The organism is Citricoccus sp. NR2 (assembly GCF_027594385.1).
GTDB lineage: Bacteria > Actinomycetota > Actinomycetes > Actinomycetales > Micrococcaceae > CmP2.
On sequence record NZ_CP115154.1, the window covers coordinates 2748732 to 2767747 of the forward strand.

16 protein-coding genes and 1 tRNA gene are annotated in these 19016 nt (G+C 64.5%); 6 read left to right on the forward strand and 11 right to left on the reverse strand.

Features of this window, described 5'->3' with window-relative positions; genetic code table 11:
• Nucleotides 1-22 precede the first annotated feature (22 nt).
• From O1A05_RS12925 to O1A05_RS12935, 3 genes are all read left to right on the forward strand, one after another.
• Nucleotides 23-98, forward strand: a tRNA-Arg gene (locus O1A05_RS12925).
• Between the two features lie 71 nt (nt 99-169).
• On the forward strand, nt 170-808 hold the full coding sequence (locus tag O1A05_RS12930) for a hypothetical protein (protein WP_270105607.1): 639 nt from the start codon (nt 170-172) through the stop codon (nt 806-808).
• A 118-nt stretch (nt 809-926) separates the two neighbouring features.
• On the forward strand, nt 927-2303 hold the full coding sequence (locus O1A05_RS12935) for an NAD-dependent succinate-semialdehyde dehydrogenase (protein WP_270105608.1): 1377 nt from the start codon (nt 927-929) through the stop codon (nt 2301-2303).
• 102 nt (nt 2304-2405) lie between these two features.
• On the opposite strand, the gene O1A05_RS12940 is transcribed toward O1A05_RS12935, so the two are convergent.
• From O1A05_RS12940 to O1A05_RS12950, 3 genes are read right to left on the reverse strand one after another with little or no spacing between them, the layout of a single operon-like run.
• Entirely contained in the window at nt 2406-3998 is a 1593-nt protein-coding gene (locus O1A05_RS12940) for a tripartite tricarboxylate transporter permease (RefSeq protein ID WP_270105609.1), read from the reverse strand.
• Nucleotides 3995-4558: a tripartite tricarboxylate transporter TctB family protein gene (locus O1A05_RS12945; protein ID WP_270105610.1), complete on the reverse strand. Its 564-nt coding sequence runs from the start codon at nt 4556-4558 to the stop codon at nt 3995-3997. The genes O1A05_RS12940 and O1A05_RS12945 overlap by 4 nt, the downstream gene beginning before the upstream one ends.
• A 13-nt stretch (nt 4559-4571) precedes the next feature.
• The gene (locus O1A05_RS12950) at nt 4572-5573 is read right to left on the reverse strand and encodes a tripartite tricarboxylate transporter substrate binding protein (protein WP_270105611.1); all 1002 of its coding nucleotides are present in this window, start codon (nt 5571-5573) and stop codon (nt 4572-4574) included.
• A 336-nt stretch (nt 5574-5909) separates the two neighbouring features.
• Here O1A05_RS12950 and O1A05_RS12955 point away from each other — a divergent pair, with 336 nt between their 5' ends.
• Together O1A05_RS12955 and hrpA are read left to right on the forward strand one after the other, a co-directional pair.
• Nucleotides 5910-6929, forward strand: a complete 1020-nt coding sequence (locus tag O1A05_RS12955; RefSeq protein WP_270105612.1) for a LacI family DNA-binding transcriptional regulator — start codon at nt 5910-5912, stop codon at nt 6927-6929.
• A gap of 43 nt (nt 6930-6972) precedes the next feature.
• Complete coding sequence (gene hrpA / locus O1A05_RS12960) at nt 6973-11055, forward strand: ATP-dependent RNA helicase HrpA (RefSeq protein ID WP_270105613.1); 4083 nt, start codon at nt 6973-6975, stop codon at nt 11053-11055.
• Nucleotides 11056-11073: 18 nt separating this feature from the next.
• Here the strand turns inward: hrpA and O1A05_RS12965 are convergent, their stop codons facing one another.
• The 3 genes from O1A05_RS12965 to O1A05_RS12975 form a co-directional block, all read right to left on the reverse strand.
• Nucleotides 11074-11502 carry an HIT family protein gene (locus O1A05_RS12965; RefSeq protein ID WP_270105614.1) on the reverse strand — a complete coding sequence of 143 codons (429 nt, stop codon included), beginning with the start codon at nt 11500-11502 and terminating at the stop codon, nt 11074-11076.
• A gap of 64 nt (nt 11503-11566) precedes the next feature.
• Nucleotides 11567-12541: a sulfurtransferase gene (locus O1A05_RS12970; RefSeq protein WP_270105615.1), complete on the reverse strand. Its 975-nt coding sequence runs from the start codon at nt 12539-12541 to the stop codon at nt 11567-11569.
• Nucleotides 12529-13218, reverse strand: coding sequence for an MBL fold metallo-hydrolase (locus O1A05_RS12975; RefSeq protein ID WP_270105616.1), 690 nt, complete (start codon nt 13216-13218; stop codon nt 12529-12531). Before O1A05_RS12975 ends, O1A05_RS12970 begins: the two co-directional genes overlap by 13 nt.
• 88 nt (nt 13219-13306) lie before the next feature.
• Between O1A05_RS12975 and O1A05_RS12980 the strand changes: the two genes are divergently transcribed.
• On the forward strand, nt 13307-13744 hold the full coding sequence (locus O1A05_RS12980; RefSeq protein WP_270105617.1) for a Fur family transcriptional regulator: 438 nt from the start codon (nt 13307-13309) through the stop codon (nt 13742-13744).
• Here O1A05_RS12980 and O1A05_RS12985 read toward each other — a convergent pair.
• The 5 genes from O1A05_RS12985 to O1A05_RS13005 form a co-directional block, all read right to left on the reverse strand.
• Nucleotides 13741-14505 (reverse strand): metal ABC transporter ATP-binding protein, encoded by a 765-nt coding sequence (locus O1A05_RS12985; RefSeq protein WP_270105618.1) that lies wholly within the window; start codon nt 14503-14505, stop codon nt 13741-13743. The two genes, O1A05_RS12980 and O1A05_RS12985, sit on opposite strands and share 4 nt — an antisense overlap.
• Nucleotides 14502-15443 carry a metal ABC transporter permease gene (locus O1A05_RS12990; protein ID WP_270105619.1) on the reverse strand — a complete coding sequence of 314 codons (942 nt, stop codon included), beginning with the start codon at nt 15441-15443 and terminating at the stop codon, nt 14502-14504. The genes O1A05_RS12985 and O1A05_RS12990 overlap by 4 nt, the downstream gene beginning before the upstream one ends.
• A gap of 6 nt (nt 15444-15449) precedes the next feature.
• Nucleotides 15450-16481, reverse strand: coding sequence for a metal ABC transporter substrate-binding protein (locus O1A05_RS12995; RefSeq protein ID WP_270105620.1), 1032 nt, complete (start codon nt 16479-16481; stop codon nt 15450-15452).
• A gap of 79 nt (nt 16482-16560) precedes the next feature.
• Nucleotides 16561-17619 (reverse strand): hemolysin family protein, encoded by a 1059-nt coding sequence (locus O1A05_RS13000; RefSeq protein WP_270105621.1) that lies wholly within the window; start codon nt 17617-17619, stop codon nt 16561-16563.
• The gene (locus tag O1A05_RS13005) at nt 17616-18965 is read right to left on the reverse strand and encodes a hemolysin family protein (RefSeq protein ID WP_270107593.1); all 1350 of its coding nucleotides are present in this window, start codon (nt 18963-18965) and stop codon (nt 17616-17618) included. Before O1A05_RS13005 ends, O1A05_RS13000 begins: the two co-directional genes overlap by 4 nt.
• Nucleotides 18966-19016: the final 51 nt, after the last annotated feature.

A 19016-nucleotide genomic window follows, 5' to 3' on the forward strand; every position in this document is an offset into this window, starting at 1 on the left:
TTCAGGTCCCACCGGGACCCCCGCCTCCATAGCTCAGGGGATAGAGCGTCTGCCTCCGGAGCAGAAGGCCGTAGGTTCGAATCCTACTGGGGGCACCACCTCTCTTGCGTCTGGCGTTCTGTTTTTCGCTCCCCGCTTCTGCTACGCCGAATCCCGCTATGCTGTGAGCATGGCCACACCTGTTTCTGGTACCAGCACCTCCAGCATCGTCGAAGCCTCTCATGTGGCCTGGGATGACTGGGTTTCCGCCCTCGACCATCATGGCGCTCGGGATAAACCCCACGCCGAGATCGCACAGCTGGCGCAACACATGATCACCGGCGATGATCCCGATACCCATCTGAGCATTCCCGAGGATGCGAAAATTCACAGCAGCCCGGGTTGGTGGGCTCAAGGCGTCACGGTCGCGTATGAACAGCACATCGGTCGCCGAGCTCCGGGGCAGCGTGCCGACGGAACCTTCGAAGCATCTGCATCCAGGACGTTGCCTGTCCTTCGCGAAGCACTGTTGCCCGAGATACTGAGCTGGTTGGATACGTTATTGGAATCCCCCGAATTTCCCAGCGCCCCGGCTGGTGAACCCCGCGTCTCCTCCACTGAGAAACGCGACAACTGGCGTGTCTCCCTCAACGACGGCACCGCTGTCCTGGTGAGCGTTGAACCCCGCCCCGCGAAACAGGGTGACCGGGCCGCCGTGGTGGTCGCCCACTCCAAGATTGCCGACGCGGAGGCACTCGACACGTGGAAATCCCTGTGGAAACGATCCCTGGCTGAATTCGACCCCCTCCTGGGCGGCTCTCAAGGCTGACGTACCTCCCCCGCTCGTCGATACAGTGGGCTCACCGGTCGCCGTTCGGCGATCGCGAGTCAGTAGCTGAGGTTCCCTGACTCACTGATGACCCCTACAGACGCGAAGGAGGATCTCCGTGGGCTTTCGCACACAGAATCCAAGCACCGGCGTGATTGAGCGCGAGTTCGACAACGCCACCGACGAGCAAATCGAGCAGGCACTGACCACCACCGAGCAGGCCTATCGCGCGTGGTCGGCTCGGCCCATGTCCGAGCGGGGAACTATCCTGCAGCGGGTCGCCGATCTCTTTGACGAACGCGCAGAGGACCTGGCCGCCATCGCCACCCGCGAGATGGGAAAACCGCTGCGCGAAGCCGTCGGCGAGGTCAAGTACGTGGCCCAGATCTTCCGCTACTACGCCACCGAAGGCGAAGAGCTCAGCAAAGACCAAGAGCTGCGCAATATCGACGGCACCCGGTGTCTGATTCAGCGTCGTCCGGTCGGCGGGTTGCTGGGCATTATGCCCTGGAACTTCCCGTACTACCAGGTGGCCCGATTCGCCGCGCCGAACCTGATGCTGGGCAACACCATCATCCTCAAGCACGCTGAAATCTGCGCGGCCTCCGCGCTCGCGATCGCCGAGCTGCTCCACGAAGCAGGAGTGCCTGAGGGCGTCTACCAGAACGTCTTCGCCACCCATGAGCAAGTCTCCACCATCATCGCCGCGCCTCAGATCCAGGGGGTGTCGCTGACCGGGTCCGAGCGGGCCGGCGCCATTGTGGCCGAACAGGCCGGCAGGCATCTCAAGAAGGTCGTACTGGAACTCGGTGGCTCCGACCCATACATCATCCTCAGCTCGGACGATGTGGCCAAGTCCGCGAAGACCGCGCTGCGTACCCGGCTCTCCAACGCCGGCCAGGCCTGCACCTCCAATAAGCGGATGATCGTGATGGAGGATATCTACGACGAGTTCGTCGAATCACTCGTTGCCGAAGCCGAAGTACTGACCGCCGGTGATCCTGCCGCCTCGGAACGTGGCACCTATCCCCCGGTCTCATCGGAGTCGGCCGTAGAAGGGCTGCTGAGCCAGATCGCCGACGCCGCACAGAACGGCGCCACGATCCGCGTGGGCGGACAGCGCGAGGCACGAGATGGGTACTACGTCCAGCCGACGGTGATTACCGACATCACTCCGGCTGCACGCGCCTACCAGGAGGAGCTCTTCGGTCCGGTGGCCATGGTCTACAAGGTGTCTTCGGAAGAAGAAGCACTCACACTGGCCAACGACTCTGCGTACGGTCTGGGCGGCTCGGTGTTTTCCACGGACGTCGAGCAAGCCACACGACTGGCAGAGCAGCTGGAGGTTGGCATGTCTCATGTAAACGGGTACAACACCTCCGGGGCCGACTTGCCCTTCGGCGGGGTCAAGCGCTCCGGCTATGGGCGCGAGTTGGGCCCGCTGGGCATGGACGAATTCGTGAACAAGCGGTTGTTCACCATCCGCGAGTCCTGACCTTCGGTAGACCCGAAACGCATCGGCCCGGTCGGTGCGCTGCTGAGAAGCAGTGCACCGACCGGGCCGATTTCGCGGTGGAGCGATGTTCTTCCCTGTTGATCAGGGAATCAGCACGGACATACCCTCGTCCTTGCCAGCCATGGCTGCCTTACGGCGAGCGCGCATAGCCCGCAGCGGAGGCAGAATGAGTGCCGCCGCCGAGATGGCGAAAAGCACCAGGGCAATCGGCGAACCGAGGAATGCCTCCCATCCGCCACCGATGAGCGTTCGACGCAGGTTGGATTCAGCCAGCGGGCCCAAGATGAGTCCCAGCACAGCCGGGCCGGGCGGGAATCCGAAGCGGAGCATGAACAGTCCAACCAGGCCCATGATCAGCATCACCATCACGTCGAAGACAGAGTTGTTGATCGAGAAGGTGCCCACGATACAGAACACGAGGATGATCACCCACAGGTACTGGTTCTTCAGTTCCAACAGCTTCACCATCGACTTCATGCGCACCAGGGACACCACCAGCGACAACACGGTCGCGATCAGCAGAATCATGGCCAGCGAGTAAACCAACGAGGGATCGTTCGCGAACAGTGCCGGTCCGGGCTGGATGCCCCAGATCATCATGGATCCGATCAGCACCGCCATCACGGAGTCACCGGGAATACCCAGCGCCATCGTCGTCGTCACCGAGCCACCAATGGTGGCGGTGGAGGAGGTATCCCCCGCCGTAAGCCCTTCAATAGAACCCTTACCGAACTCATGCTTGTTTTTGGACACGCGCTTGGCGTTGTCCCAGGCGATGATGCCGGCAATGTCACCACCGACGGCGGGCACGAGACCCACCACGGAGCCGGTACCAGCACCGACACCCATCGGCTTGAGTATCCGGCGGAAGGTAGCTCCATCAGGGAACCAGCGGCCCAACTGCTGAATCGGCTTGACCTGCTTTTCGTTGCGTCGATGCGTGATCATCTGGTTGAGCACCTCGGCCAGACCAAACAGACCAATAATCACCGGAATGAACGGAACCCCGCCGTTGAGCTCAAGGATGCCCAGGGTGAAACGCTGGTCACCGGTGATCGGATCACGCCCTACGGTGGCGAGGAACAATCCAAACATGCCGGCGATCAGGCCCTTAGTGATGCGTCCGGACGACACACCAATCATCATGGTCAGGCCGAAGACCACCAGAGCGAAAAGCTCCGGTGGACCGAATTCACGAGCCAGGCCGGCGATCGGGATCGCGAACAGGGCCAACAGGATCGTGCCGGAAACCATGCCGAACGCCGAGCCGAAGGCAGAGACGGTCATCGCTAGGCCGGCCTGACCGTTCTTCGCCATCGGGTAGCCATCAAAAGTGGTGGAAATCGATGACGGCGTGCCCGGGGTGTTGATCAGAATGGCGGGTACCCGGTCACCGAACTGGGCGGCCACGTAGATGGTCAGCAACACGGCCAGGCCCTGCAGCGGTTCCATGGTCAGGGTGAACCCGGAGGCCAGAGCGACCGCCATGGTGGCGGTCACGCCGGGGAAGGCACCCACCAGCATGCCGACGAGCATGCCCAAGCCGATGTAGATCAACGTGTCCCAGCGCAACACCACGGAGGCGCCGTCCAGCACCGAATTCGCCAGTACCAGCTGCGAGCTGGCGGCGTGGAAGAAATCGGGGAGCATCCCCGTCATGAGTGGCTCGATCATAGCGGAACCCCCAAGAAAGTAATGAACAGCAGATGCAACACGGCTCCGATAATGATCGGAAATACCACCAGTGCCCGCCAGCCGCGCAACCCGTAGAGGGCCACGAGCAGGGCGGTCGCAGCGATGGTGATCAGCCAGAATTGCAGCACGTTAAACAGCAAGACGTATCCGACCAGCACCGCGCCGGAGATCAGCAGGCGGCTCATGCCCCACCAGGTCATGTGATCAGGAATGTCCGCGGGCCGTACACCGCGCATCACGTTGGTCAGGATGAGCAGCCCGCCCATCACGATCATCGCGGCAGCGAGCATCGTCGGCCAGAATTGCGGTCCCAGTTCGCCGCGGTTGTGTGCCTGGATATTGCCGGTCATCACCAGCACCCAGATGCCCACGCCCACGGCGGCGGCCACCGGGATCAGCTCACGGAGCCGATAGGGGAGATTCTTCAGCAGAGGTTCCGCCTCCGGATGCCGAAGTTCTGCCAGCGTCGTCCCCTCCTCGGAGGGGACGACGTCGGCGTCAGCATCTCGGACGACGGACTCGCGGGGCGAGTCAGTCATCGTCTTCTCGCTTTCACTCGGTGGACTGTGCCAATTCGATCCAGCGGCCGTGACGCTCTTCTTCTTCCTGGATGAAGGTCTCGAATTCCTCGGCGGAGGTGCCCAGCGGGATGAGGTTGGAACTTTCGATCACGTCGGTGTAGGCGGGATCCTGCGCGGCAGCCTGGATGGCTTCGCTGAGCACCGTCACGACGTCCTCGGGCGTACCTGCAGGAACCACAATTCCGGTGAAGGAAGCGTTCTGCAGGTCTACGCCCTCTTCAGCGGCGGTGGGCACGTCAGGTAGCTCTTCCAGCCGCTCCTCGGTGAGCACGGCGAGGTAGCGCATTTCGCCACCGTCGACCTGGGCCTTCTGGGAGCCCACGGCGTCGATGGAGAAGTCCACGTCACCGGCCGCAGCAGCAGCAATGGAGGGAGCCGAACCGTCGAAGGGGACGTTGGTCAGCTCAATGTCTGCCAATTCCTGCAGACCCTGGGCCGGGTTGTCCCACACCGAGCCCACACCGGGAGATGAGTACGTGACCTCGCCCGGACGCTCCTTGGCATCGTCGATAAGATCCTGCAGCGTCTCATACGGGCTGTCCGTGCGCACGGCAATGGCGCCCGGGCCGGAGATGATCTGCGAGAGGAACTCATAGTCATCCGGAGAGATGTCGTAGTCCATGAACTGCAGAGTGGCAACCTCTGCCCCGACCATGGACATGTTGTAGCCGTCCGGTTCCTGTTCCTTCAGCCAGTTGTAGCCGACGGAGCCATTGGCACCCGGACGGTTCTCGACGACGACGTTGACGCCGAGCTCGTCCTCGAGCAGTGGGGCGATGGTGCGGGCCGAGAGGTCACCGGAGCCACCGGCCTGCCATGGCACGATCAGGCGCAGATCCTTCGTGGGAAATTCGGAGTCTTCTCCCCCACCGCCGTTATTGCTGGCGCAGGCGCTCAGAGCCAGGCCGGCGCTGGCTGCCAGAGCGATGGTGGTGATCAGGGACCGGCCCCGGCGCGATGTGCGATTCAACATGACGTTCCTCCAAGAAAGGGCGATGTGATGTGTGGGTGTGTTGTCGCGTGTCTGACCCCGCCTACGCCGTGCCATCGGTATGAATGAACATCCAATACAACCGGTTGCAAACGTGAGCTGAGTCACAACATGATGATGAACCAGCTTGCCACGACCACCCGGGTCAGGCCACACAATTGCCAAAAGTTGCCAAGCATGACCGATTGTGACGGCCGCCACTCCGCGCTGTTCCCGGCGGAATGGACAGATCCTGGCAACGCATGGCAATATCCACTCAACTGAGTTAGGCGCGTCACACCGCCACCACCACCGCTCGCCCGGGAAGGGTCACCGGAGATGACACGCACAGCCGATCAGGATCCCTCCGCAGCCGAACGGGTACTGTTGCGCGATGTCGCCGACGCCGCCGGGGTGGCGCTGTCCACGGCGTCTCGGGCCTTCACCCAGCCGGACCGGGTGAACTTTCAGACCGTCGAGCACATTATGGCCGTCGCCGCCCGGTTGGGATATCGCCGCGAACCTGCACGGGTGACGCCGGCCCGCACCATGTCGCGCACCCTGTATCTGCTCGTGCAGGACAGCGCTAATCCGTTCTTCACGGATCTGGTCAAAGGCGTGGTCCGTCAAGCCAAGGCCGCTGGCTATCTGGCTGTCGTTGGTGACGCCGAAGAAACTCCGGCCATGGAGCAGGTCCTCATCGAGCGGGTATCGCGTGCCGTCGACGGCATCATTACCTCGGCACGGTCCACTTCGGATACAGAAATGCGCGAACTGGCTCGTCACCAACCCCTGGTGATGTTCAACCGGGAGGTGGTCGGTGTCAGTTCGGTCATCGCCGGTACCTCCGAAAGTTCGCATCAGCTCATCGAGCACCTGCACGCCTTGGGACACCGTCGCGTGGTGTACTGCGCCGGGCCGAACAATAGCTGGACCAATCTACAACGCTGGCGTGCACTGCATCACGCAGCGCGGAAACTAGGTATGACGATCATCCGCACCGGACCTTTCTCTCCCAACTACGATCAGGGGCCAGTGGCCGGAGAGATCGCCGCTGCGCACCGTCCCACCGCGATCGTGGCGTTCAATGATCAACTGGCGATTGGGATGATCCGCCACTTCGTGCGCCGCGGGGTACAGGTACCCGAGGACCTCTCCATTACCGGCTACGACAACACCTACGGGGCGAGCTTCGTACATTCGGGGTTGACCTGCTTGGACGCCCCCGTTGAGGAGGCTGGTCGGGCCGCGGTGGATTTGTTGTTGACCCAGATCGGCGGGGACACCCGGCCCCGCACCATCCGGCTCCCTTCCCCCTTGCGGGTGCGTGGCTCCACCGGACCAGCTCCAGCGGGCTGAACGACGTTGACGACGCGCCACACTCGGTAGAATCGGGGTCATCATGTCCGATTCCGCAGCCCAGCCGAACCACGGCTCCGCCCCCGCCCCGTCGCGCAGCATCACCTTTCCCGAGCATCTGCCCGTCTCTGCTCGGCGTGACGACATCATCGCCGCCTTGGCCGAGCACCAGGTGATCATCGTGGCCGGCGAGACCGGATCGGGCAAGACCACCCAGTTGCCCAAAATGTGTCTGGCCTTGGGCCTGGACGAACACGGGATCATCGGACACACCCAGCCGCGCCGCATCGCCGCCCGCTCGGTGGCCGAACGCATCGCCGAGGAGCTCGGTGAGGACATCGGATCCACCGTGGGATACCAGGTGCGTTTTACCGCCGAAACGTCCGAGGACACCCGGGTCAAGGTGATGACCGACGGCATTCTGCTGGCCGAGATCCCGCATGATCCGCTGCTAAAGCGCTACTCGGTGATCATCATCGACGAGGCCCACGAGCGCAGCCTCAACATCGACTTCCTCCTGGGCTATCTCAAGCGGATCCTGCCGCAACGCCCGGACCTGAAAGTCATTGTCACCTCGGCCACGATCGACCCAGAATCGTTCGCCGCGCACTTCGCCACCGGCGTGGATGCGGAAGGCGAACCGGAGCCGGCGCCCATTATCGAAGTCTCCGGGCGAACCTTTCCGGTGGAGATCCGGTACCGGCCGCTCACTGAGTCTGATTCTCCTCACGGTGACGACGACGCTGCAGAGCGTGGCGGCGGCCACGACGAGGAATCCCGCGATCCGGTGGACGCCGTGGGTGACGCCGTCGAGGAGCTCGCCGCCGAACCGGATGGCGACATTCTGGTGTTCTTCCCGGGCGAGCGCGAAATCCGCGATGCGGCCGAAGCGCTGGCGCCGCGGCTGGCAGCACATCCGCGCCTGTCCACCACCGAGATTCTGCCCCTGTACGGTCGGCTGTCGATGGCCGAGCAGCACCGGGTGTTCCGTCGCGGAGGCAAGCGACGGATCGTGTTGGCCACCAATGTGGCGGAAACTTCGCTGACCGTTCCCGGCATCAAATATGTCGTCGACACCGGCACCGCCCGCATTTCCCGGTACTCCCACCGCACGAAGGTGCAGCGGCTGCCCATCGAACGCATCTCCCAGGCCAGCGCGGCTCAGCGTTCCGGGCGGTCCGGGCGTACCAGCGACGGCATTGCCATCCGCCTGTACTCTCAAGAGGATTTCGAGGCGCGCGCCGAGTTCACCGATCCGGAGATTCTGCGCACCAACCTGGCCGCCGTCATCCTGCAGATGCTGCACCTGGGGGTGGCGAAAACCCCGAAAGACATCGCCGACTTCCCCTTTCTACAGCCCCCGGACACCCGCCAAATCACCGACGGCGCCACGCTGCTCACCGAACTGGGCGCGCTGAACTCGGGAGCACCCGGGTCAGGGTCCCAAGGCACCATCACCTCCCTGGGCCGTTCCCTGGCCCGGCTACCCGTGGATCCGCGACTGGGCCGAATGATCTTGGCCGCCCACGAGCTGGGCTGCACCCGCGAGGTCATGATCCTCGCCGCCGCGCTGACCATTCAGGATCCCCGCGAGCGTCCCACCGAACACCGGGCCCAGGCCGATGAGCTCCACGCCCGGTTCCGAGACGATGCCTCGGATTTCTCCTCGGTCTTGAATCTGTGGTCGTATCTGCGCACCCAGCAGAAGGAGCTCTCCGGCAACCAGTTCCGCAAGATGTGCCGGGCCGAGTTCATCAACTACCTGCGGGTGCGCGAATGGCAGGACCTGGTGCAGCAGTTGCGCCAGTTGGCCTCACAGATCGGCATCAAGGTCTCCCCCGGCCCCCTCGACGCGGTGGCGATGCACGAACCAGTGCACCGGGCGCTGCTCACCGGACTGCTCTCCCACATTGGCTCCTGGGATGAGCGCAAACGGGAATACCAGGGAGCCCGCGGCACCCGGTTCGCAGTGTTCCCCGGCTCCGGGCTGTTCAAGAAGCGCCACGCCTTTGTGATGGCCGCCGAGCTGGTCGAAACCTCCCGGTTGTGGGCCCGCATGGTGGCCGCGATCGAACCGGAATGGATCGAACAGGCCGCTGGCTCCCTGGCCAAGCACAGCTACTCCGAACCACACTGGTCTCGTCGTCAGGGCGCCGCCATGGCCCGCGAGCGCGTCACCGTCCTGGGGGTGACCATCGCGGTGGACCGGCTGGTGCGTTTCTCCCGTGTTGACCGCACCGAGGCTCGCGCTATGTTCATCCAGCACGCACTGGTGGAGGGTGACTGGCAGAGTCGACACCATTTCGTGGCGCGCAATGAACAGGCGCTACGCGAGGTAGAGGAGTTGGAAACCCGACTGCGCCGTCGGGACCTGCGCATCAGCGACGAGGACCTGTTCCGGTTCTACGACGAGCGGGTTCCGGCCTCCGTGGTCTCACAGCGTCACTTCGATTCCTGGTGGAAGAAGGAACGCCACCGGAATCCTGAGTTGCTGGATCTGGATCCGAAGGCACTCATCCAGGCCGAGCCAGAAGACCTCGACACCGATCTCTTTCCGACCGTGTTCACCCATCCCACCGGCTCGGGTGACGTGGAGCTCGCACTGGACTACGCGTTCAATCCCAGCGTGACCACGGAAGGATCCGGCACCGACGGGGTGACGGTCACCATCCCGGTGGTGTTGCTCAACCAGATGGACCCGCAGCGCTTCGCTTGGCTGATCCCGGGCCTGCGCGTCGAACTGGTCACCGCACTCATCCGTGCCCTGCCCAAGGCGGTCCGCAAACAGGTGGTGCCCGCTCCCGACGTCGCCGCGCGCGCCGTGGCGATACTCGACGCCGAGTTCGACCCGGCCCATGATGAGCTGCTTGCGTCGCTGAGCACCGTACTGCGCCGACTGAAATCGGTGGTGATCAGTGAAGATCAGTGGAATCCGGCGGCGGTGCCGGAGCATCTGCGGATGACCTACCGCGTGGTGGATGATCGTTCCGCGGTGGTCGGCGTGGGCGAGAATCTCGAAGACCTGCAGGCCCGGCTTTCCAGTGCCAACCGCACCGCCATTGCCGCATCCCTGGCCGAGGCGGGCCTGGCGACGCGCGACGGCACCCGTGGCCCAGCTCAGTCTTCCGCGCCCCGGCCGACCCCGGGCGCTGCGGCTCAGCGCGGCGCACAAAAGCGGAGCAAGGGCAACACCAACAGCAGAGCCGACGCGCCCGCCTATACTCCGCGGCACGGGCTGACCTCCTGGGACGTGGGCGATCTCTCGCGCAGCGTGAAAACGTCGGTCCCCGCCGGCTCCGGCTCCCAGGAAATCACCGGCTACCCGGCGCTGCGCGCGGAAACCCTCGAGGATGGTTCCCCGGCGGCGGGGCTGATCATCACCCGCACCACGGGCGAGCAGCGCCAGGTGCACCGCCGCGGGGTGACCGCTCTGCTGCGGGCCACCGTGCCGAATCCACAGCGGTACGTGCTGGATCACCTCAACCACCAGGAGAAGCTCACCTTTTCCCAGAGCCCGCACAGCTCCATCGATTCGTTGATTGCGGACTGCACCACGGCAGCTATCGACGCGCTGTTGCCCGCTGATGATGCGCTACCGTTCACGGAACGGGACTTCTCGGCCCTAGGTGAGCAGGTCCGGGCCGAGCTGATCGAGAAGGTCTTCGCGGTCACCCGCGTCGTCGAGCAGTCCTTGCGGCTGGCAGCTCAGGTGCGCAAACGGGTGAAGGCCACGCGCTCGCTATCGCTGGCGGCGGCAGTGTCGGATCTGCGTGCTCAGGTGGATCAGCTGATCTATCCGGGATTCGTGGCGGAGACGGGCTGGCGGCATCTACAGCATCTGCCCCGGTACTTACAGGCCATGCTCACCCGGTTGGACCGGCTGGATGCCGGCGGTCAGTTGCAGCGCGACGGGCTGAACATGCAGGTGGTCCAGGGGCTGGAAGATCAATTCGACGACGCCGTCGCCGCCGTGCCCGAGTCCATCCCGGTGCCGAACGAGCTTGCCGAGGTGCGCTGGCTCATCGAGGAGCTACGGGTCAGCTTCTTCGCCCAGGATCTGGGCACCGCCGTCTCGGTGTCAGAAAAACGGGTACGCCAGGCCCTGCAGGGGGCCCGGCGTAGCTGACCGGCTCAGCCTGCGGGCTTAGGCCTGCGGGACGGTGGCTTCGTGGCCCTCCGCCCGCAGTTGGGCGCGCAGTTTCTCGGCGGCGGCGTCCAGATCAGCCGGGTCCGGGTGGTTGTCCACGGTGTCCAGGTCGAAGTCGGACAGGGAGTTCGAGGGCCAAACGTGCACGTGCAGGTGCGGCACCTCGTAGCCAGCCACCATCAGGCCGGCACGAGCCGCACCGAAAGCGGTGCGCTGGGCCGCACCGATGGTGTGCGCCACCGTCATCAGGTGCTGCACCAGCTCGGGGCTGGCGTCGGTCCAGAGGTCAATCTCCTCGCGCGGCACCACCAGGGTGTGTCCGGCCGTGAGCGGGCCGATGGAGAGGAACGCCACGCAGGTCTCGTCTTTCCAGACGAACCGGCCCGGCAGGTCGCCGTCGATGATGCGGGTGAACACGGTGGGCATGAGGTACCTCCTGGATCGTGTCTTCGGTGATCGCTCTCAGTGTCTCAAATCCGGTGCCGGTGCGTCAGGGTTGGTTGATGGTGGCAGGCTGGGAGTCATCGCCGGTGGCGACCGGACGCCCCGAGGTGTTGCACCAGGCCGACCAGGACCCCGGATACAGTGCGGCCTCAATGCCGGCCAGGTTCAGGGCCAGAATCTCTGCGGCGGCGGTGACACCGGAACCGCAGTAGGACACCACCGGGGTGGATTCGTCCACGTTCAGCCGGGCGAAATGCTCGCGCAATTCCTCGGCGGGGCGGAACCTGCCCTCAGGCGTCATCAGTTCAGCGAGCGGCACCGAGACGGCGCTGGGAATGTGGCCTGCGACCGGGTCCATGGGCTCGGATTCGCCGCGGAACCGATCAGCAGTGCGTGCGTCCATCACCACACCGGTCTCCGCCACGGCCTCCACTTCGTCGGTGTCAACCACCGGCATCTTGCCCCAGGAGGTGTGAGCATCGCCCAGCACAGGAAGCACCTCACCGGCCTGCTGCGGCAGATCGGCGTCGCGCCAGGCGGCCAAACCGCCGTCAAGCACGTAGACCTTATCGAAGCCGGCGTGGCGCAGCAGCCACCAGGCCCGCGGTGCGGCCGCAGAGAAGACGTCGTCGTAGACCACCACGGTGTCGCCGTCGTTGATCCCGAGCATGCGGGCCGAATCCGTGAAGCGCACCGGGTCCGGCAGCGGGTGCCGTCCCAGGGTGGGGGCGCCGTGACCGGAGAGCTGGCCCGACATCGAGACGAACACCGCGCCCGGAATATGACCCTGCCGGTACTGCTCGTGGCCCTGTCCCGGGGCCTGCACCGACCAGCGCACGTCCAGAATCACCAGGTGGCCGGGCTCCGGGACGGCCTCGGACGCCGCGAAACCGGTGGCCGGCTGCGCGGCGGGCTCACCGGGAGGGGCCATCCCCAGCCAGCCGGCCAGGGTGTGGGCATCGATCAGCACCGCCGGCGGCTTGCTGCGCCGCCGTCCGCTCGTCGAACTCACCTCGTCCATGTCTTCTCCCCCTCGGTCAGCACTGTCAGTTCCGCGCCATAGCGCTGCGCGAAAGCCTCCACCTGCTTCAGGTAAACCCCACGGCCGACGCCGCTGAGCAGCGCATCGTGGATCGGGATTACCTGGCGGGGGCGGACGGCGATGATGAAGTCCAGGGTCTCGGCGAGCCGGGCCCAGGGCGCGCTGACCGGGACCAGCAACGTGTCCAGCCCGGTCAGTTCCGGCACCACATAGGCGTCGCCGGGGTGATAGAGCCGCTCGTCGATGAGGTAGCCGAGGTTGGCCACCACCGGAATCTGGGGGTGGATGACGGCGTGCTGACCGCCGAGCACCCGAATGCGGAATCCAGCTCGCTCCAGCTCGTCGCCGGGTTCGGCCACCAGCAGCTGGGCGGAGAGCTCGTTTTCGCTCGCCGCACCCAGTGCGCTGATCACCGCGGGCGGGGCGGTGAGCGTGGCCTCCGGGTGGTCATTCAGCCACTGCAACACCGGCGCCGCATCAAGGTGGTCTGCGTGCTCGTGAGTCACCAGCACATGCTCGGCGCCGTCTAGGGCCACGGAGAGGTCGGTGAACGTCCCGGGGTCGATGACCAGGGTTCGCCCATCACGGTGCAGGCTGATACAAGCGTGCCCGTGCTTGGTGATGTGCAGGGGCGACGACGTCGAAGGTGGAAGCACTCCCCTACATTATCGCGAGATTCCCGATCGTGAAACGTCTCTGACTGGTAGCCTGGTGGTCGACCAAACAGAAGGGGCCACACCACCGATGACCACAGGTTCCGGCGAGCGTTCGGCCATCACCGGCCGCGTGACCCGCCAGAAGAAAGCCATCCTCGCGGGGCTGGAGTCGTCCACCGATTTCCTGACCGCCCAAGAGCTGCATGGTTTGCTCCGCGAGCGCGGCGATTCCGTGTCGCTGGCCACCGTGTATCGGGTGCTGCAGCAGATGGTCGCGGCCGGCGAGGTGGACATTCTCCCTCAGGACGACGGCGAAGCTCTGTTCCGCCAGTGCGCTTCCACGGGGCATCACCATCATCTGGTGTGCCGCCGTTGTGGAGCCACCGTGGAAATCGAAGCCCCGACCGTGGAGCACTGGGCCTCACGGGTGGCCGATGAGCACGGCTACACCGAGGTCGAACACACCCTGGAAATCTACGGGCTTTGCCCCGCCTGCGCGGCCCTGCCCCGGGACTCCTCGAACTAGCAGTTCTCGTGCGGCGGGTCCACCAACGCCGAGGCCGGTGAGTGCAGCGCCCCCAGCCCGTACACCGTCTCCAGGTGCTCGCGGGTCAAGACCTGTTCAGGGGGGCCGGAGGCCACCACGGAGCCGTTGAGCAACAGCACATGATCGGCCGCTGCCGCTTCATCCAAGTCATGGGTGGTGAGCACCACTGAGTGGCCATGCTCGGTTTCGGTGTGCACGACGTCGTCGATAATTCGCTTGGAGACGATATCCAGCCCGGTCATCGGTTCATCCAGCATCAGAATCTCGTGCCCCTGGGCCACTCCCTGAGCCACGTACACGCGCTGCCGCTGCCCGCCGGAAAGCTCTTCTAAATGCCGGTGCGCCAGGTCCTCAATATTCATCAGCACCATCGCATCCTTCACGGCCTTGCGGTCGTCCGCGCCGAAAGGTTTGAACCAGCCGCGGGTGGAGAAACGCCCCATGCGCACCACATCGCGCACGGTGAGCGGCGTGCCCACCGGGTACACCACGGACTGCATCACGTAGGAGATCCGGGGGCGCATCTGCTCCACGGAGGCTCCCAGCACCTGAATCCGTCCCGCCGACGGCTCCAGAATGCCGGCAATCGCCTGCAGCAGGGTGGACTTACCGGAGCCGTTGGGGCCGATTACCGCGGTCACCCCACCAGCGGGCAGGGTGAAGGAGCTGGAGTCCAGGGCCAGGTGGCTACCGTGCATCAAAACGATGTCTTCGGCCTGCACTAGGTGCTGCGTGCTCATGAGACTACCTCTCCGTGAGTCGGATTTTCGCGCTGGTCCACCGGTTGCGCCACCGGGGAACGGTCGCTCAAGAGACGGCGTCCACCAGCACCGTTCGAAAAGCGACGACGGCGCACCAGCCGCACCACCTCGCGCACCGCCAGCACCACGAAGAACAGCACCACCGGCACCAGCGACATCGATGCCGAGGCGGCGGTACCCGCGTAGAAGCTGATCAGCAACCCTACCCACACGGCGAGCAGGCCGATAGCCACCGAGACGGCGATCATGATGGGCACGGTGCGCGACACCAGCGCCGCAGTGGCCGCCGGGCCCACGAGCAAACCAAAGACCAACAGGGTGCCCACCGCCTGGTAGGAGCCGATCACCGCGGTGGCGATGAGCATCAACAGCATCCAGTGAGTGAACTGCGGGCGCATCCCCAGCGACTGGGATTTTGCTGGCGAGAACGACAACACCATCAGCGGCCGGTAGAGCAACAGCGACAACACCACCACGATTCCGGCGAACACCGCCTGAATCGCGATGTCGTCCCAGCTGACCCCCAGGGCATCACCGAAGAGTATGGAGGTCAGCGAACCGGTGTAGGAATCTGCCTTCGAGATGATCACCACGCCCAGGGCCATCATGCCGACGAAAAGCAAACCAATGGAGGTGTCCTCCTTCAGCGAGGTGGACCGGTAGATCAGCTCCATCCCCGCCACCATCACCAGCGCGGCAATACCCGCGCCGAGGTACGGGGAGAAATCGAACAGCACCGCCGCCGCGAGCCCGGGCACCACACCGTGAACGAACGCGTCACCGAAGAAGCTCATGCCGCGCAGCACCAGCCACACCCCGACGATCGAGCACATCAGGGCCGCGATCATTCCGCCCCACAGCGCGCGCTGTTGGAAGCCGAGGGTGAAGGGCTCGATGAGCCAGGTGATCAGATCCATCGAGCCTCAGTCCTGTGCCGCGCCGAGGGCCTCGGCCAGGGTGCGTGCGTTGTATTCCATGGCTTCCGCGTAGGTCTCTGCCTCGGAGCCGGGCTCGCCCAGGCCACCTTCATAGAGCTGGACCAGCGGCACCTCCCCGCCACTCTCGTCGGCCAGGGTTTCGATCAGCCGGTTGGAGGTCTGCACTGAGGTGATCAGCGCGTCCACGCCCTCGGCATCAATCTCTGCCGAGAGCCGGGCCAGGTCCTGAGACGACGGCTCGCCGTCAGTGGAGCCACCGGGCACAACGACGGCAGTGATCTCCAGGCCGTAGGCGTCAGCGAAGTAGTTGTAAGCAGCGTGGTCGGTCATCAGCGTGCGCTGATCTTCCGGTATCTCGCTGAACATCTCGATGATCGATTCGTGGGTCTCCATGAGCTGCGCGGAGGTCTCGGTGGCACAGTCGCGGTAGGTGTCATCGCCGGTAGCCTCGGCCAGCTCGTCGCCGATCAGCTCGGCGGCGGTGGCCATCCGGGACACATCCATCCAGACGTGAGGATCCGTGCCCGAATGGTTGTGCCCCACCTCGCCTTCGTCCTCGTCCTCGTCCTCGTCCTCGTCCTCGTGGCGATGGTCGTCTTCATCGTGGCTATGACCGTCATGGGACGCGAAGGGTAGCGGATCCAGCTGCGGAGCTACCTCCACCACGTTCACGCCATCCTCCACGGCGGTATCCAACGCGGACACCATGCTGGCCTCGAGTCCGAGACCGTTGGCCACCACCAGCGGCGCCTGCGACATCTCGGCGATTTCCGAGGAGCTGGGCGCGAAGACGTGAGGGTCGTCGCCGGGGCCCATCAGCGTCTGGGTCTGGGTGTCCGCGCATTCGGTGATCTCGGAGGTGATCGAGCCCAGCTGCGTTATTGTCGCGTAGGCCACGGTCTCGCCTTCGGCTTCGCTGCCAGCATCACTGGAACCCCCGCCACACCCCGCCAGCAGCAGGGCACCGATCGTGGCACCTCCGAGGGTGATTCCCCACCGTGGACGAGAGATGGTCATGACGTCAGCTCCTGTACGAACGAATCGGCCCGCGGTACCTCCGCGGGCCGATCCTAAGCTATCACACTGCGAACGGTTCTCAATAACGCCTGCGGGGCGCGTTGGCTTGCGTCGCATCGTGGATTTCGCCGACCAGGATTTCCAGGACGTCCTCCAAGAAGAGCACGCCCACGGTCTGGCCGTCGGCCGAAATCACCCGAGCCATATGCGATCCGGTGCGCTGCATCAAACTCAGCGCGTCCTCGATCTCCTCGGAGGCATCCACATTGGCCATCGAGCGCACCTTGGTCAGCGGAATCGGTTCCCGGCTGCGTTCCGCCGAGATCGTCATCACGTCTTTCAGGTGCAGATAGCCCAGGTAGGTCCCATCGTCGTTCTCCAGCACAAACCGGGAGAACCCGGTCTTGCGCACGGCTTCTTCGAAGTCGGCCGGGGTGCCACCCGCAGGCAAGGTGATCACCTCAGAGTCGGGGACCATCACCGACCCGGCGGTGTGGGCGGTGAATTCCAGGGCGCCGGCCAAGAGACCCGAACTGTCCTCCACGAGACCGGTCCGCGTGGACTCGGCCACAATGGACTGGACCTCCTCGAGAGTAAAGCTGGAATTCACTTCGTCCTTGGGTTCCACGCGCATGGCCCGCAGCACAATGTTGGCCATCCAGTTCATAAACCAGATCACCGGGCGCAGCGCCTTCTCCAACCACACCAGCGGCGGAGCCAGCAACATCACGGCTTTATCGGCCATGGAGACGGCGGCGTTCTTGGGCACCATCTCTCCGAAAGTCACATGCAGGAAGGTCACGATCAGCAGGGCGAGCACGAACGCGGTGATATCCGCCGCGGCTGCCGGAATGCCGATGGCCTCCAGCGGAATCACAAACAGGTGGTGAATCGCCGGTTCGGAGATGTTCAGAATCAGCAGGGAGCAGACGGTGATGCCGAGCTGACAGATCGCCAGCATCTGGGAGACATGCTCCATGGCGAACAGGGCGGTCTTCGCCCGCTTGTGGCCAGCCTCAGCACGCGGCTCGATCTGCGAACGGCGCGCCCCCATGACGGCGAACTCGCCGCCCACGAAGAACGCGTTGCCTATCAGCAGCACGACCAGCCAGATCAGTCCCATCAGATCGGAGCTCATCGGGCGACCTCCTTGCTGCCGTGATCACCGTGGGCGTCGTCGGAGTCCGGGCCGGAGTCCGGGATGAACTTCACCCGGTCAATACGCCGACCGTCCATCCGCTCCACCCGCAGCCGACCACCATCGACGTCGACCACGTCACCGACCGAGGCCACCCGACCCAGCTGGGCCATGATGTAGCCGCCGACGGTTTCGTAGGATCCGTCTTCGGGGATGGTCAGACCAGAAATCTGCGTGCCCACTTCATCCGGACGCAACAACGCCGGGAAGTACCACTTGCCGGACGCCGTCTGAAGCACCCCGGGGGTAATGCGGTCGTGCTCGTCGGACACCTCGCCTACGATTTCCTCCACAAGATCCTCCAGTGTCACCACACCGGCGGTGCCACCGTATTCGTCTTCCACCACGGCCATCTGCAGGCTGGCCTGGCGTAGTTCGGTGAGCAGCTGATCCAAGTGCACGGTTTCGGGGACGCGGGCGACGTCGGTCATGATCGCTGCCGCCATCACCTCTCCGCGCTTCTCACGCGGCACGGCCACGGCCTTCTTGACGTGCAAGACGCCGCGGATGTCGTCTGATGAGTCATTGATCACCGGGAAACGGGAGTACCCGGTGCGGCGAGCCACTTCCAGGACGGCGTCGATGTTGTCGCCGGTTTCCACGGTCTCCATGCGGATACGCGGTGTCATCACGTCGGCGGCCGAGCGCTCGGAGAACCGCAGCGTACGGTCAACGAACGTCGCCGTCTTGACATCCAGCGTGCCCATTTCGGCCGAGCGTCGCACCAACGAGGACAGCTCCTCCGGGGTACGCGCTCCGGAGATCTCTTCCTTGGCTTCCAGGCCCATGGTGTGCAGGACTCGGTTGGAGAAGCCGTTGAGCAGGAAGATCGCGGGCTTGAACACGGCGGTGAAGACCAGCTGCGGACGGGCCAGGGCGCGACCCACCGACATCGCACGGGCGATGGCCAGGTTCTTGGGGATCAGCTCGCCGATCAGCATCGACAGGAAGGTCGCCACGATCATGGCGATCACCAGCGATACGGACGACGCCGCAACACCAGTGAGGCCAGCATTCTCCAGCGGCCCGGCGAGCAGCCGCCCCAGGGAGGGCTCCATCATGTAGCCGGTGAGCAACACGGTCAGGGTGATACCAAGCTGACACGCGGAGAGCTGAGTGGAAAGGGTCTTCAAGCACTTGAGCAGGGGCTCAGCACCTTTATCCCCGTCATCCACGAGGCGCTGGACGGTCGGAACGTCCAGCGCGATCATGGAGAATTCGACGGCAACGAAGAACCCGTTACCGAATATCAGCAGGAGGCCGACGGCGAGGAGTATCCATTCCACCGTCACCACCTGCCTTGGCTAGAAAGATACAAGCAGGGGCAACTAGAGGGC

Excerpts from the sequence above, each read along its gene's own strand:
- O1A05_RS12930 (WP_270105607.1), top strand. The coding sequence starts at position 170 with ATGGCCACACCTGTTTCTGGTACCAGCACCTCCAGCATCGTCGAAGCC.
- O1A05_RS12940 (WP_270105609.1), bottom strand. The coding sequence starts at position 3,998 with ATGATCGAGCCACTCATGACGGGGATGCTCCCCGATTTCTTCCACGCC.
- O1A05_RS12945 (WP_270105610.1), bottom strand. The coding sequence starts at position 4,558 with ATGACTGACTCGCCCCGCGAGTCCGTCGTCCGAGATGCTGACGCCGAC.
- O1A05_RS12950 (WP_270105611.1), bottom strand. The coding sequence starts at position 5,573 with ATGTTGAATCGCACATCGCGCCGGGGCCGGTCCCTGATCACCACCATC.
- O1A05_RS12955 (WP_270105612.1), top strand. The coding sequence starts at position 5,910 with ATGACACGCACAGCCGATCAGGATCCCTCCGCAGCCGAACGGGTACTG.
- hrpA (WP_270105613.1), top strand. The coding sequence starts at position 6,973 with ATGTCCGATTCCGCAGCCCAGCCGAACCACGGCTCCGCCCCCGCCCCG.
- O1A05_RS12965 (WP_270105614.1), bottom strand. The coding sequence starts at position 11,502 with ATGCCCACCGTGTTCACCCGCATCATCGACGGCGACCTGCCGGGCCGG.
- O1A05_RS12970 (WP_270105615.1), bottom strand. The coding sequence starts at position 12,541 with ATGGACGAGGTGAGTTCGACGAGCGGACGGCGGCGCAGCAAGCCGCCG.
- O1A05_RS12980 (WP_270105617.1), top strand. The coding sequence starts at position 13,307 with ATGACCACAGGTTCCGGCGAGCGTTCGGCCATCACCGGCCGCGTGACC.
- O1A05_RS12985 (WP_270105618.1), bottom strand. The coding sequence starts at position 14,505 with ATGAGCACGCAGCACCTAGTGCAGGCCGAAGACATCGTTTTGATGCAC.
- O1A05_RS12990 (WP_270105619.1), bottom strand. The coding sequence starts at position 15,443 with ATGGATCTGATCACCTGGCTCATCGAGCCCTTCACCCTCGGCTTCCAA.
- O1A05_RS12995 (WP_270105620.1), bottom strand. The coding sequence starts at position 16,481 with ATGACCATCTCTCGTCCACGGTGGGGAATCACCCTCGGAGGTGCCACG.
- O1A05_RS13000 (WP_270105621.1), bottom strand. The coding sequence starts at position 17,619 with ATGAGCTCCGATCTGATGGGACTGATCTGGCTGGTCGTGCTGCTGATA.